This is a genomic window from Acrocarpospora catenulata (assembly GCF_018476525.1).
In the GTDB taxonomy this organism is placed as follows: Bacteria; Actinomycetota; Actinomycetes; order Streptosporangiales; family Streptosporangiaceae; genus Acrocarpospora; species Acrocarpospora catenulata.
In genome coordinates, this window is record NZ_JAHCST010000005.1 from 279,531 (window position 1) to 293,986 (window position 14,456).

General features: G+C 71.6%; 12 protein-coding genes. 5 read left to right on the top strand and 7 right to left on the bottom strand.

Annotation, left to right across the window (positions count from 1 at the left end):
* Position 1 precedes the first annotated feature (1 nt).
* From KIP79_RS07825 to KIP79_RS07855, 7 genes are all read right to left on the bottom strand, one after another.
* Positions 2–2,221 (bottom strand): ATP-binding cassette domain-containing protein, encoded by a 2,220-nt coding sequence (locus tag KIP79_RS07825; RefSeq protein ID WP_214103996.1) that lies wholly within the window; start codon positions 2,219–2,221, stop codon positions 2–4.
* Entirely contained in the window at positions 2,218–4,383 is a 2,166-nt protein-coding gene (locus KIP79_RS07830) for a cysteine peptidase family C39 domain-containing protein (RefSeq protein ID WP_214103997.1), read from the bottom strand. Before KIP79_RS07830 ends, KIP79_RS07825 begins: the two co-directional genes overlap by 4 nt.
* Complete coding sequence (locus KIP79_RS07835; RefSeq protein ID WP_214103998.1) at positions 4,376–5,098, bottom strand: biotin/lipoyl-binding protein; 723 nt, start codon at positions 5,096–5,098, stop codon at positions 4,376–4,378. The genes KIP79_RS07830 and KIP79_RS07835 overlap by 8 nt, the downstream gene beginning before the upstream one ends.
* 11 nt (positions 5,099–5,109) lie before the next feature.
* Positions 5,110–5,406, bottom strand: a complete 297-nt coding sequence (locus tag KIP79_RS07840; RefSeq protein WP_214103999.1) for a hypothetical protein — start codon at positions 5,404–5,406, stop codon at positions 5,110–5,112.
* A gap of 94 nt (positions 5,407–5,500) precedes the next feature.
* Positions 5,501–5,797: a hypothetical protein gene (locus KIP79_RS07845; protein WP_214104000.1), complete on the bottom strand. Its 297-nt coding sequence runs from the start codon at positions 5,795–5,797 to the stop codon at positions 5,501–5,503.
* A gap of 165 nt (positions 5,798–5,962) precedes the next feature.
* The gene (locus KIP79_RS07850) at positions 5,963–6,718 is read right to left on the bottom strand and encodes a sensor histidine kinase (RefSeq protein WP_214104001.1); all 756 of its coding nucleotides are present in this window, start codon (positions 6,716–6,718) and stop codon (positions 5,963–5,965) included.
* 109 nt (positions 6,719–6,827) lie between these two features.
* The gene (locus KIP79_RS07855) at positions 6,828–7,151 is read right to left on the bottom strand and encodes a thiocillin family RiPP (protein ID WP_214104002.1); all 324 of its coding nucleotides are present in this window, start codon (positions 7,149–7,151) and stop codon (positions 6,828–6,830) included.
* Between the two features lie 308 nt (positions 7,152–7,459).
* Here KIP79_RS07855 and KIP79_RS07860 point away from each other — a divergent pair, with 308 nt between their 5' ends.
* From KIP79_RS07860 to KIP79_RS07880, 5 genes are all read left to right on the top strand, one after another.
* Complete coding sequence (locus tag KIP79_RS07860) at positions 7,460–8,386, top strand: glycosyltransferase (RefSeq protein ID WP_214104003.1); 927 nt, start codon at positions 7,460–7,462, stop codon at positions 8,384–8,386.
* Positions 8,383–10,230 (top strand): ABC transporter ATP-binding protein, encoded by a 1,848-nt coding sequence (locus KIP79_RS07865; protein ID WP_214104004.1) that lies wholly within the window; start codon positions 8,383–8,385, stop codon positions 10,228–10,230. The genes KIP79_RS07860 and KIP79_RS07865 overlap by 4 nt, the downstream gene beginning before the upstream one ends.
* On the top strand, positions 10,227–12,011 hold the full coding sequence (locus KIP79_RS07870) for an ABC transporter ATP-binding protein (protein ID WP_214104005.1): 1,785 nt from the start codon (positions 10,227–10,229) through the stop codon (positions 12,009–12,011). Before KIP79_RS07865 ends, KIP79_RS07870 begins: the two co-directional genes overlap by 4 nt.
* Before the next feature lie 96 nt (positions 12,012–12,107).
* A complete protein-coding gene (locus KIP79_RS07875) occupies positions 12,108–13,313 on the top strand; it encodes a glycosyltransferase (protein WP_214104006.1) in 1,206 nt (401 codons plus the stop codon).
* A gap of 101 nt (positions 13,314–13,414) precedes the next feature.
* On the top strand, positions 13,415–14,398 hold the full coding sequence (locus tag KIP79_RS07880) for an alpha/beta fold hydrolase (RefSeq protein WP_214104007.1): 984 nt from the start codon (positions 13,415–13,417) through the stop codon (positions 14,396–14,398).
* Positions 14,399–14,456 lie beyond the last annotated feature (58 nt).

Sequence of the window (14,456 nt, forward strand, 5' to 3'; positions counted from 1 at the left end):
CTCAGACCTCCTGTCGGCGGACCATGCGGGCGAAGAGCTGGTTCTGGTCCACCAGCGCCTCGAAGGAGCCGCTGGCGGCGACCCTGCCCTGGTCGAGTACGTAGATCCGATCCGCCGACCTGATGGTGCTCAGCCGGTGCGCGATCACGATCCTGGTGATGTCAAGCTCGGCGATCCTCCGGCTGACCAGCGCCTGCGTGAGGTTGTCCAGGGCGCTGGTGGCCTCGTCGAGGATGAGGATCCGGGGCCGCTTCACCAGCGCTCTGGCGATGAGCAGCCGCTGGAGCTGGCCTCCGGAGAAGGAGGCGTTGTCCTCGCTGACGACGGTGTGCATGCCCATCGGCATCAGGGCGATGTCGCCGTCCAGGTCGGCGAGGCGGGCCGCCCGCCAGGCGTCCTCCTCCGTGGCGCCGGGCACGTCCCCGATGATGTTCTCCAGGATCGCGCCCCGGAGCACTCTGGCCTGCTGCATCACCACGCCCACCTGGGCGCGGAGCCGGCGCAGGTCGAGGTCGCGCAGATCGCCCCCGTCGTAGAGGATCTGGCCGGTGCGTGGCGGCTCGAAGCCCAGCAGGAGCCGTACCAGGGTGGACTTGCCCGCGCCCGAGGGGCCGGTGACCGCGACGAACTCGCCCGGCCGGAACACCATCGACACGTCGTCGAGAATCCGCTTCGTGGTGCCGGGGTAGGCGAAGGAGACGCCGCTGAGCCGTACCAGTCCGGTCAGCTCGCCCGGGTCCTTCGCCCCCGGCGGCGTCTCGGGCGCCCGTTCCAGCAGCGGCCGCAGGCGCGCGAACCGGGGCAGCAGGGCGAAGGCCGCCTCCACCGCCCGGTTCATCTGGCCGAGCGCGAGCACGAACTGGCCCAGCGCCACGGCGGCGATCACGAAGGAGACCGCGGGCACGCCCAGGGCCAGTCCGGTCACCGCGAGGAGGAGCAGCAGCGTCGGCTGTGCCGCGGCGCCGATCGCCGCCGACACCGCCTGCTCGCGCCGCGCGGCGGCGGCGGCGCGCTGCTGCGTGGCGAACAGCCGCGCCCAGAGCCCGAAGACCTGCGCCTCCCGGCCCGAGACGTGGATTTTGTCGATCGCGGTGAGGCAGGAGTACAGCAGCGAGTAGACCTTCCCGTACTGCTCGTGGGTGACCAGCTCGTGCCGCTGCTGGCGGGCCGCGCGCACGGCCAGTACGGCCAGCAGCGCCACCACCCCGCCCAGCGCGGCCAGCGCGAGACGCCAGTCCACGGCCACCAGGACCAGCAGGCCGAGCAGGGAGAACACGCCACCCAGGAGCGAGTTGACCGCGGCCTCCCCGAGCGACTTGCGCATGTCGGAGACGGCGTTGGCCCGCTGGACCAGCTCCCCGGTGCTGTACTGGGCGAAGAACGGCAGGTCGAGCGAGACGAGATGGCTCCAGACAGCGGGTTCGAGCCGCTCCTGCAGGCGGCCCTGCACCCGGACGAGCACCGAGTTCCGTACCGCGAGGAGCATGGCGCTCGCGCACACCGCGCCCGCGATGACCACGGCGATCCAGACCATCCCCGGCCGGTCGGCGGGGTTTCCCGCGGCGCTCAGCAGGGCGAAGGTGAACAGGGGGACGCCGAGCGCGAGCAGCGCGGCGCCACCCCCGGCCGCCAGCAGCCAGGCCAGCTCCCTGCCCGCGCCGCGCAGGCCGAACCTGAGCAGGGCGAGCGGCGAGGTGATGCCTTCGCCGAGCGGCGGGTAGACCTGCCAGGCGTCCGGGGCGAGGGTGGCGGCCACGTCCTCGGTCACCCGGCGCACGTCCGCGGCCGGGTCGGCGATCCGGTAGCCGCCCCGGTGCGGGAGGAGCGCCACGGGCCGCTCGCCCTCCCGGGTGAAGCCGACCAGGGGGACGGTGGCCTTCCGCCACCACCGCTCCTCCAGGCGTACGCGCCGGTACCTGACCCTGGCGGCGTCCAGCGCCGCGCCGAGTGGGTCGCCCGGCGCGGGCCCGATGTCCCGCGCGGTGAAACCGCAGTGGTCGCCGAGCGCCTTGACGACCTCCACGGCGTGGTCGGCGCCCGTACGGGGCGTGTCGGGCGAGGGCCGCGCGCCCGCGGCGGCCGCGAGGTCGGCGAAGGACCGGCTCAGCGTCTCGCCCGTGGCCGCCACCCTGGCCGCGCGCCAGTCGTCCCGGCCGGCCTCCGCCACATCGCCCGGCAGGAGCGCCAGCGTCCCGTTCTCGTTGACCGTGGGTCCGTTCATGAGGCTTCCTCGACGAGCGCGCGGTAGGGACCGGGGGCGGTGATGAGTTCGGTGTGCGTGCCGCGCTGGACGACCTCGCCCCGGTCGAGCACGAGGATCAGGTCGCTGTCCCGTACGGTGCTGAGCCGGTGCGCGATCACCACGCAGGTGCAGCCTCTGGCCTTCAGGTTCGCGTCCACCAGCGCCTCGGTCTCGGCGTCCAGCGCGCTGGTGGCCTCGTCGAGCACGAGGACCGAGGGGGAGAGCGCGAGCGCTCTGGCGATCTCCAGGCGCTGCCGTTCGCCGCCGGACAGGTTGCGGCCCCGTTCCTGGATCCAGCCGCCGGAGAGCCCGCCCCTGCGGTCGACGACCTCGGCCAGCGAGGCGTCGGCGAGTGCCCCGCGCAGCCGGTGCGGCGGGACCGTCGGATCCCAGAGCGTGAGATTGTCGGCCACCGTGCCCTCGAACACCTGGAGGTTCTGCTCGACGTAGCCCACCGAGGTGGTGAGCGTCTCCCTGGGCGTCTGCTCCCTGGGGACGCCGTCGAGCAGGATCCGCCCCGACCACGGCCGGACCGCGCCGGTGAGCAGGCGGGCGACCGTGGACTTGCCGCTGCCCGTACGGCCGACGATGGCGACCCGCCGGCCGGGCTCGACGCGGAACGACAGCCCCTTGACGACCGGCCCGTGCTGGCGGTCGTAGCCGAAGGTGACCTCGTCGAACTCCACCGTGCCGCGCAGGCCGCCGGCCCGCTCGGGCGCCTCGGGCAGCGTCGCGTACTGCGGGTCGGGCTCGGCGGTGAGCGCGTCGTCGAGCATGCTGGTCTGCGCGACCACGATCTGCGCCTCGGCGCCGAGCCCGACCAGCGAGCTCACCGGCACGAGGAAGGCGCCGACCAGGAGCTGGGCGGCGATGACCGTCTCCATGGTGACCTCGCCGCGGGCCATCAGCACCGCCCCGGTGATCACTATCGCGGCCCCGGCGAGCGAGCCGAGGGCGGCGGGCACCACCAGCAGCGCCTGCGTCACCCGGATGAGGTCCTGGGTGGCCGACAGGGTACGCGCCGACAGGCCCGCCCACTTGGCGAAGAACCAGCCCTCGGCGCCGTCCGCCTTCAGCGACTCGGCCATCGAGATCCCGTTGAAGGCCATGCTGTCCCTGCGGTGCTCGTCGAAGATCAGCCGCTGCTGGTGCGGGGCGCTGCGGCGGCTGACCGCGCGCATCGCCACCAGGTTGACCGCCGCCAGCACCGCGGCGACCGCGGCGAAGGCCGGGTGGAAGAAGAACAGGATCGAGGAGTGCACCAGCATGGCCAGGACCGCCGCGACGGCCGCGGCGACCCGGTCCGACAGGAGCAGGGCCAGTCCCGCGCCGAAGGAGGTCCTGGTCACCAGGCCGCCCGTCATCCGCCGGTGGAAGTAGTCGCCCGGCAACCTGAGCATCCGCCACAGGTAGCGGCCAGACAGGTCGGCCGCCATCGCCGTCTGCACGGCGCCGAGCAGCCGCTGCTGCGCCCAGACCCCGGCCAGGGTGAAGGCGGCGCAGCCGAGCAGTCCGAGCAGCACGGGCGCGGACCAGGTGGGATCTCCCGCGACCAGCACCCTGCCCAGGAGCAGCCGGGTGAGCAGCGAGGTGGCCGCCGCGGGGAGGGCGAGCGCGAAGGCCATGACGGCGATGGCGAGCAGCGCGGACAGGTACGGACGCACCTTCGCCAGCGCCGAACGGGCCAGGGGGAAGCGTGCCCCGCCCGGCGTGAAGCCCTCGCCCGGGCGCGGCACCAGCACGATCCCGCTGAACCGCTTCCGGAACTCCGCCCGGCTCAGCCGGATCCTGCCCACGGCGGGGTCGTTCACGTACGCCCACCGCCTGCGCATGCCCTCCAGCACCACGTAGTGCCGGTGATCGACGAAGATCATCGATGGGACGGGGTAGGTCTCCAGCTCATCGGCCGCCACCCGCCAGCCGCTGATGTCGAAGCCGTACTCCTGCGCCGCCGCCTTCAGCCCCGCTCCGGTCAGCCCGTCCCTGCCGACCCCGCACCGCTCCCTGATCTCGTGCAGGGGTACGCGCAGGCCGTGGTAGGAGAAGATCATGCTGAGGCAGGCGGGTCCGCAGTCGGCGTCCTCCATCTGCGGGCGGCGCTCGGTGCGTACGGGGCGTGGCCTTTTCGCCGTCTTATCCACGGTTGCCCCCGGGGAAGAGCGCATCCACGGGCCGGACGACCGCGACGGTGATCTCCGCCGACACCGGGGTGAGCGTGGCGCCGGGCCAGGCCGGGCGGTCGAGGTCGACGGTCACCAGGTACCGGCCGTCCGCCCGCAGCGCCTCGCCGAACAGTGGGCGGAGCAACTCGCCTGAGGCGGGGTAGGGATCGACGTCGCGCACCCGTCCCTGCCCCGTGCCGCCCGTGCCGCCGACCGTGACGGGCTGTCCGGCGGTGAGCGCGCCGACCCGGTCCTGGCCGACCAGGAGCAGCGCCCGCAGTGGTCCGGTGACCGGATCGACGACCGCGACGGTGCCGCCCACGGCGACGGTGGCGCCGGGGGCGGCGGTACGGAGCACCCGGCCGCGCGCCGCCGCCGTCACCACCCGCCTGTTCCCCCGCTCGTCGGAGAGCACGGCCAGCGGGGTCCCCGGGGTCACCTCCTGCCCCGCGCGGACCAGAACCTCGGCCAGGCTGCCGGACACGGGGGCGGCCACCCGCACCGGCCCGCTCCCCGCCACCAGCACGCCCGTGGCCAGGACCACGTCGCGGACCTGCCCCAGCAACGCCCAGCTCGCCCCGCAGGCCGCGACCAGGAGAAGGGCGAGCGCGGCGAGCCAGGCCTTGGTCCGCACCGTGGCGACGAGCTGGTCGATCCGCTCGCCGCCCGGCGTCTCGACCGCGGGCATGGTCATTGCGGGCATGGTCATTGGGGGGCCTTCGTCTGCGGCGTCTCCATCAGGCAGAAGCACAGGCTGAGCATGCAGGGCGGCGGCGGAAGCTCGCCCCCGGAGAGCGTTTCGACGACCAGTTCGGCGCTGGGCTCCGGGGGCAGCGCCGGCGCGCGGACCCCGTCGGCGAGGGGGATGTCGTACTCGGCCAGGACCGCGGCGGGCTCGCGCTCGTAGCGGAGCCTGAGCCCGGCGTCGGACCACGCCCGCGCGGTGAGCTCGCCGAATCCTCTGCGCTGGGCGGTGTCCCAGCCGATCGTGTGCACAGTCATCACGGGCCTCCCGCGGCGTGTTGTGAGATGCTGCATCGACGGGGTGGTGGGCATCTGGACTGCCCACCACCCCGCTCGGAAGTGCTGGGAACTCTCAGGTGGTCTGGCCGGAGAAACATCCGGTGGGGCAGCTCACGGTGCCGATCGTGCCGAGGGCGCCGCCCGCCGAGGACTCCAGGCTCTCCAGGTCGATGGCCTGGTCGGAGCCGGCGGGCAGGTCAGGCAGGTCGGGCAGGGGGAGCTCGCCCGGCCAGTCGACGCCCGCGTCCGCGAGCGTGGCGCGCGGGTCTCGCGCGTAGTCCCGCCTGATCGACTCATCTGACCAGGCGCGGGCGAAGAACCGGGCGAGCTGGGTGCGTAGTTCGGGGGACAGCGTCGAGTCTTCCGGCATGATGTCACCTCGTTGGGAGGCTCCGGGTCGGACACCTGTGGGTCCGCTCTCCCCGGAGGTCGGGAGGGGGACCGCCTGTGACCTCCAGTTTTGTCACCGGCGTCGACGCGAGCCAGAACCAACTAACACGGACATATCGTGATATTCATCATGTCCGGCGGTGGACTACGGGAGTCGTTGCTCCCGATGCGCGAACTCGCGCATCTCCCGCTGGGCCTCGCGGGCCACGTCGAGCATGTCGCGCAGCTCCTTCCTGAGGCTCTCGGCTTCACCGTCCGCGGCGTCGAGCACCCGGTGGCCCCGCGCGGCGATGGTGTCCAGGCGGCTGCCGAGGATCCCTTCCAGCTCCCGCATCGCCCGCGCGCGCTGCGCCGCCACCTCCACCGCGACGAGTTCGGCCCTGGTCGCGTAGAGCACCCTCGCCGTCTCCACGAAATGCGTGAGCGCCGCCAGCGGGATGGACGCCACCGCGACGGTCAGGATCCACGACAGGGCCGTCGCCGGATCGTCCCCGAGGGCCAGCGACTTGGCCATCTCCACCAGGAGCACCAGCCCGAACGCCGGCAGCGCGTACGGCCGGGCGAGGAGTCCCAGCGCCGTCGCGGCGAGCAGGATCCCCGGCGCGGACCACCATTCGCCCAGGAACGGCAGCGGACCATAGACGAGGAGCGCCATCGCCCCCGCCACCCAACTCAGCCGGCTTCTGCGCAGGCCCGGGAAGCTGGCCGAGACGTAGAGGGCGACCAGCGCGGTCGCCAGGATCACGGCGGGAATCGCGCGAGAAGGGCCGTCCTGGAGGTAATGCGCGAACGTGCCACCCATCAGGAAAAGGGCGAACGCCGCAATGGCGGCGCGGCCGAGCCGCACCTCGAGCGGTGCGCGAACGGCCGTCCGCAGTCCGGGAGCCCCCGATCGGGTCACAAACGGATCATGACAACCCAGCCCGGTGAAGGCAACGGGTCACGGGGGTTGGACGTCCTGGGAGCGCGCAGGCGGAACCACGCTCCCAGGACAGGTCACCCGACGTCGCTCAGGAGTCCAGCCCGCAGCCGAAGGTGGAGGCGGTGCCCAGGCAGCCGCCGATGGTGCTGATCGTGCTCGCGGAGCCCAGGCAGCCCTCGGCCTCGGCGCCCGCCGCGACCTCCAGCTCCTCGACGCTGAACTCGCCCTCGGGCCGGGCGGGCAGCGGCGGCGTGGGCACGCCCTCGGGGTAGCTGATGCCGTACTCGGCCAGCATGGTGCGGGGCTCGTGGCCGTAGCGGGTCTTGACCTCGCCCTCCGACCACGCGGCGGCGACCAGCCGGGCGAACTTCTTGCGGTCCTCGTCACCAAGAACGTAGACGCTTTCGGCCATCGGGGCACTCTCCTTCCGCCTCGGCTCGCGGCCGAGATCCGACGGGAGTGGCAGCGGGCATCTGGACTGCTCGCTGCCCCTTGTCACATGTTCAGATTCGCCCGAGATGACCCTTAGTCACCAGAAACAACTAACACCAACCGGTCGTGATAACTGTCACGCGACAGCCATGACACGCCGGAAACCCGGCACTGACCAGGCCAGATGACCCCGGCCCCCGGAGGCACAGCATTTAGAAAGATGCGTCCGCGCGGAGCCCCCCGGAAGACTGAAATTCCGGATTCCTGTTCAGGTGGACTGGAGTGGACATGGCAGGCTCATTGCAGTGCAGCGTGGTGATCCCCACCTACAACAGAGTGGGACTGCTGCGGCACACCCTCGACTCGCTGGTCGGCCAGACGCTGCCGACCGACCAGTTCGAGGTGCTGGTCGTCGACGACGGGTCGAGCGACGGCACCGCCGAGATGGTGGACACCTTCCGCGGGCGGCTCAACCTCCGCTACTTCTTCCAGGAGGACGAGGGCTACCGGGCGGCCAAGGCCAGGAACGTGGGCATCGCGGCGGCCAGTTCTGACATCGTGGTACTGATCGACTCCGGCGTGCTGGCCCACTCCGGGTGCCTCCAGGCGCACGTCGACAGCCACCGTTCCACCGCGGAACCGCTGGCCGTCGTGGGATACGTGTACTGCTTCAACCTCGACAACGAGGACGCCATCCTGATCAACCAGGCGATCGACTTCGAGGACCCCGACGGCACCATCGCCCGGCTGGAGGAGAAGGGCAACTGGCTGGACATCCGCGAGCTCTTCTACGAGATGTACGGCGACAACTTCGGCGACCTGCCCGCCCCCTGGCTCAACTACTGGACCTGCAACGTCTCGGCCCGTACCGACCGGCTCCGCCGGATCGGCATGTTCGACGAGGAGTTCAAGCGCTGGGGCGGCGAGGACATCGACCTGGGCTACCGCCTGTTCCGCGACGGCGCCAGGTTCGTGCTGAACCGCCAGGCCGCCGCCATCCACTGCCCGCACGAGAAGAGCTTCGACGGCAACAACGAGCAGGCCGCGGGCAACTACGACTACATGTACGCCAAGTACGGCACGCCCATCATCGAGCTGCTCACCCACATCGGCGAGCTCGACTACTTCGAACTGAACAACATCATCAAGGAGCGCGGGCTGCCCCGCTGCGAAGACTATCTCGCCGAGTTGCAAACAAGCGGGGAGCGGTCATGAGCAACCCGTACGTGATGTCCTTCTGGGAGCTGGCCGGCTCCCGGTGGCGGATCGCCAAGCTGGTGCCCCGCGCGGGCGCCGGCCTGGTGGCGTTGCTGGTGCTGGTCAACCTGGTGCTGGGCCTGCTCCCGGTGGTCTTCGTGATCGCCACCAGCATGGTGCTCGGCCGGGTCCCCGCGGCGGTGCAGGCCGGTCTCGGCTCGCCCGAGTGGGACGCCCTGGTCGGCGTCTTCGTGGTGGCCGCCGTGGCGTTCGTGGCCCAGCAGATCATCGCGCCGCTCCAGGCGTCCCTGGGCGAGCTGGCCGCCCGCCGGGTGGACGGCCAGATGGTGGAGCAGCTGATGGCCGCCTCGCTGCGCACCCCCGGCATCGGCCCGCTGGAGGACCAGGCCGCGCTGGACGACCTGCGGGTGGCCGCCCGCGAGCTGGAGTTCGGCGTGCAGAGCCCCGGCCAGGCGTGCTCCGGCCTGGTCGCCCTGCTCGCCCGCTACACCCAGCTGGCCGGGTACGCGGTGGTCATCGGCGTCGCCTTCTCCTGGCTGGCCGCCATCGGCCTGGTCATCGCCGTCATGCTCTTCCGGTACGGCCAGCGCGGCGGCCTGCGCAAGTACGCCCGGGTCAGGTTCTCCCTCGGCGGGGCCGAACGCAAGGGCGACTACCTGCGCACCCTGGCCATCCAGCCCGCCGCGGGCAAGGAGATCCGGGTGTTCGGCCTGGCCGGGTGGCTCAGGGACACCCTGCGCGGCGCCTACTTCGACTGGCTGCGGCCGATGTGGGCGGAGCGCCGCCGGGTCTACCTGTGGCCGTTCGTCTGGTTCGGCACCTGGGCGCTGATCGCCACCGGCGCGGTCTTCGGCCTGGTCGGCGCCACCGACACACTCACCCTGACCACCTTCGTCCTGGTCATGCAGGCCGCGCTGGGCGCGCTCCGGCTGGCCGAGTACTACCCGGAGTCCGACCTGCAGACCGCCATCGGCATGGAGGCCTACGACGCGGTGCAGCGTTTCGCCGGCCGCATCGAGGACACCCCGGCAGAGTCGGCGGGGCCGCCGGTGCCCGACCCGGTGCACACCATCACCTTCGAGCAGGTCACCTTCCGCTACCCCGGCCAGTCGCGGGCGGTCTTCGAGAACCTGGACCTGACCATCCCGGTCGGCCGGTGCACCGCCATCGTCGGCCTCAACGGCGCCGGCAAGACCACCCTGGTCAAGCTCCTGGCCCGGCTGTACGAGCCCACCTCCGGCACCATCCGCTGCGACGGGGTGGACATCGCCAGCTACCCGATCGAGGCGTGGCGCGCCAAGCTCGGCGTGATCTTCCAGGAGTTCGCCAGGTACGAGGCCCCGGCCGCCGACAACATCGGCTTCGGCGCGGTCGCCCACATGGACGACCGGGACGGCATCCGCGCCGCCGCCGAGGGGGTGGGCCTGACCGCCACCCTGGACCGGCTCCCGCGCGGCCTGGACACCCCGCTGGCCCGCCACCTCACCGGCGGCGCCGACCTGTCCGGCGGCCAGTGGCAGCGGGTGGCCCTGGCCAGGGCGCTGTTCGCGCTCCGCCACGGTTCCACGATCGTGGTCCTGGACGAGCCCACCGCGAGCCTGGACGTACGCGCCGAAGCCCTCTTCTTCGACGACTTCGCCGGTCTCACCCAGGGCGCGACCACCCTGCTCATCTCGCACCGCTTCTCCACCGTGCGCCAGGCCGACTTCATCGTCGTACTGGAACACGGCAAGATCATCGAGCAGGGCTCGCACGAGGAACTGCTCACCCTCGACGGCCGCTACGCCACGCTCTTCCACCTCCAGGCCGACCGGTTCACCGACGAGGGAGTCTCGGCGTGAAAGACCTGGTCGCCGGGTGCTGGAAGATGATCAGCACCGCCTGGCGGATGGACCGGCGCAAGACCGCGCTCTCCGTGGTCCTCATGGTGGCCGGGGCGGCCGCGGCGCCCGCCCTGGCCGCCGGGCTCGCCTGGATGACCAACGCCATCGTCGCCGGGGACGCGGCGACCGCCACCCTCGCGGGCCTGGTGGTCGCCGTGCTGGCGGTGATGGTGCTGACCTTCGGGCACTTCGCCCACCTGGCCTACTTCGAGCTCTCCGAACTGGCCGAACTCGACTTCGACGAACAACTGATCGCGCTGTCCAACGGCTCGGCCGGCATCGAGCACCATGAGCGGGCCGAGCACGCCGACGCGCTGACCGTGCTCCAGCAGGAGAGCCGCCAGTTCCGGGTCGGTCTTGAGGCGCTGCTCAACAGCCTCGGCCTGGCCCTGGCGGTGACCCTCACCGGCACCCTGCTGGCGCTGGTCAACCCGTGGCTGCTGCTGTTGCCGCTGGCCGCGATCCCGCCCCTGGTCACCGGCCGGATGGCCGAGCGCATCCGGGACAACGCGCGCACCACCACCGCCGAGCCCACCCGGGTCGCGCTCAACCTGTTCCACCTGTCCACCTCGGCCAGGCTCGCCGGGGAACTGCGCGTGTTCGGCCTGGGCCGGGAGCTGCGCGGGCGGCACACCCGGCTCTGGGCGGACGCCACCCGGGGTCTGTGGCGGGCGCACCTGGCCGCCACCTGGCTCCGCGCCGCCGGGCAGGTGGTCTTCGCGCTGGCCTACGTGGGCGCGGTGCTGCTGGTGGTCAGGGACGCCATCGCCGGGGCACGCTCGGTGGGCGAGGTGGTGCTGGTCATCGCCCTGGCCGCCCAGGTCAACCAGCAGGTGACCACCGCCGTCACGCTGCTGCAGGACCTCCAGCGCATGTCCAGCGCGTACCGGCGGCTGACCGGGATCAAGGAGGTGGTGGCGGCGGCCGCGCCCGGCGCGGGCGACCAGGCGCCGCCGGACCGGCTCAGCGACGGCATCCGCCTGGACGACGTCGGCTTCACCTACCCGGGCACCGACGCCAAGGTGCTCAGCGACGTGAACCTGCACTTACCGGCCGGATCCACTGCGGCCATCGTGGGGGAGAACGGCGCCGGCAAGACCACGCTGGTCAAGCTGCTCTGCGGGTTCTACCGCCCGAGCCGGGGCCGGGTCCTGGTGGACGGCGTGGACCTGGCGCACGTCCCCGTCGACCAGTGGCGCGAGCGCATCGCCGCCGGGTTCCAGGACTTCGTCCGGTACGAGTTCCGGGCCGGGGAGACCGTCGGCGTCGGCGACCTCACCCAGTTGTCCTCCGAGGCGGCCGTGCTGGACGCGCTGGACCGCGCCCAGGGCAGCGACGTGCTCGGCCACCTGGCCGAGGGCCTCGACACCCAGTTGGGCAAGTCCTTCGCCGACGGCGTGGAGCTGTCCGGCGGGCAGTGGCAGAAGCTGGCCCTGGGCCGGGCGCTGATGCGGTCCTCCCCGCTGCTGCTGGTGCTGGACGAGCCCACCTCGGCGCTGGACCCGCAGGCCGAGCACGCCCTGTTCGAGCGGTACGCCGAGCAGGCCAAGCGGGTGGGGGAGGCGACCGGGGCGATCACGCTGTTCGTGTCGCACCGGTTCTCCACGGTGCGGATGGCCGACGTGATCATCGTGGTGCAGGACGGCCGGGTGGCGGAGGTGGGGGACCACGCGACCCTGATGGGCAACGGGGGGCTGTACTCGGAACTGTTCGCGCTCCAGGCCAAGGCGTACAGCTGACCTTGGGGAAGCGCATTCCCGAAGATGCGGGCCGCGTCCGATCGCCTGGACGATTGACATGACAATCCCCCAAACAACCAGTCAGGTGGAGTTTTCATGCGTGCGGATCGCCGGCGGGTCTCGGTAATCATTCCCACCTACAATCGCAGCGAAATTCTCCGGGAAACGCTGCACCAGCTGACCCGGCAGAGTATTCCGGTGGACGACTTCGAGGTCATCGTGGCCGACGACGGCTCCACCGACCAGACCAAGGCCGTGGTGGACTCCTTCGCCGGACGCCTGCACATGAAGTACCACTGGCAGGAGGATCTGGGCTTCCGCGCCGGGCACGCGCGAAACGCCGGGGCCCGGCTGGCCGTCGGCAACCTGCTGGTCTTCCTGGACACCGGCGCCATGGCCGGCCCCGACTTCCTCCGCGACCACCTCGCCGAACACGACGCCGGGCGCAAGGGCGTCATCGGGTACGCCTACGGCTACAACCCCGACGACCCGCTCGACGAGATCGGCGCGGTGATGGCCCAGATGCCGCCCGAGCAGGTGGTCGCCCACTACGCCGGTCGGTCCGGCTTCCTGGACATCCGCCACGGCTGGTACGAGAAGTGCGGCTTCGACCTGAGCCGCCTGACCATCCCGTGGATGATGGCCTTCAGCATCAACATGTCGGTCAGGGCCAGGGACTTCCACGAGGTCGGCGGCTTCGACGAGGGCTTCGACCGGTGGGGCGCCGAGGACATGCACCTGGGCTACAAGCTGCTCAAGCACGGCGTCCCGCTGGCCCTGTCCCGCACCGCCTGGGTGGTGGAGTTCCCGCACGAGCGGGACCGGGAGAGCGGCATGCAGGAGGTCAGCATCAACCTGCGCTACTTCCTCAGGATGCATCCCGAGCCCGCGGTCGAGCTGCTCGCCCTGCTCATCCCGCGCATCCTCTTCTGGACCTGCGACGATGAGTTCCGGGCCATCCTCGACTGGGAGGCCTCCGTCCGCGACCTGGACGTTTCCCCGGAACTGGCGCGGGCGGCCGCGGAGATCGCCCCCAGCGACCGGATCGCCGTCATCGGCGCGGGCGGGTCGGTGCCCACGGGGCTGCCCCAGGCCGAGCTGTTCGACTTCGACGCCGAGCTGGCCGCCCGCTCCGGCGCGCACCACCTGATGGGCCTGCTCACCCCGCTCGGCAGCCAGTCGGTGGACACCGTCGTGTTCACCTCCAGGATGGCCGGGCTCTGGCCCCGGTGGGGCGAGGATCTGCTCGCCGAGGCGCAGCGCGTCGGGCGCAAAGTGCATTTCACGTTCGCGCATTCCTAAAGATGCGTGTGGGTTCCCTGTTATTTCACGATTAACGCACCAGAAATAAAGGAGGGACCTGTGCGTATCACCACAAATTCCAGCGAGTCGGGGAGCCGATTATGAGCCGGGCGCGGGTCGCCGTCGCCGCGCTCGTGGCGGTGCTGCTGGCCCTGTTCAGCACCGGCGCCGCCGCGAGCACGGGCGGCAAGGACAAGAAGAACCAGACCCCGGCCCTGACCCATGGCAAGGTCGCCGTCGACGGCGGCTACCTCCACTACGTCAGGGCCGGCAGCGGCCCGCCGCTGGTGCTGCTGCACGGCTGGCTGGGCACCTGGGTCACCTGGCAGAAGGTGATCCCCGGCCTGGCCCGCGAGCACACCGTGATCGCCATCGACCTGCCGGGGCTCGGCGACTCCAGCCACTTCTCCGGCGGCTACGACAAGGTCACCACCGCCCGCCGGGTCCGCGAGGCCGTGCGCAAGCTCGGCTTCAAGGACAAGGTGGAGATCCTCGCCCACGACGTCGGCGGTCAGGTCGCCTACCCGTACGCGCGGGACTTCCCGAACGAGGTCTCCCGGCTGGCCGTGGTGGAGTCGGTGCTCCCCGGCTTCGGCCAGGAGGACTTCTACCCCTACAGCTGGCACTTCACCTTCAACATCGCGCCCGCGCCGCTGGCCGAGAAGGTCATCGACAACGACGACGTCAAGGTGGTGCTCGACTACTTCTACGACGGCGCCCGGCATCCGGAGGCCATCGCCAGGAACGACTTCTACCGGGCCTACGCCGACCCCGACGACCGGCACGCCGGCTACGAGTACTACCGCTCGCTCGCCGCCGACTCCGCCGACAACCAGGCCAACGCCGAGGCCAAGCGGCTCACCATGCCGGTCCTGGCGATGGGCGGCCAGTACTCGCTGGGCGGCTTCATCGCCAACTCCTTCCGCAACGTGGCCTCCGACGTCCGCGAGGTCGTCGCCCCCGACGCCGGCCACTTCACCCCCGAGGAAGCCCCCGGCTTCACGGTGGACTGCGCCCGCCTCTTCTTCGGCGGCATAGCTCCACCGCAGAACCTCCCCGCCAACCTGGCGGGCTGCCTTCCCTGATCCATCCCTCCCAGCGCGTCGCCGCCACCCTCCCGCTTGGGGTGGCGGGGGCGCTGTG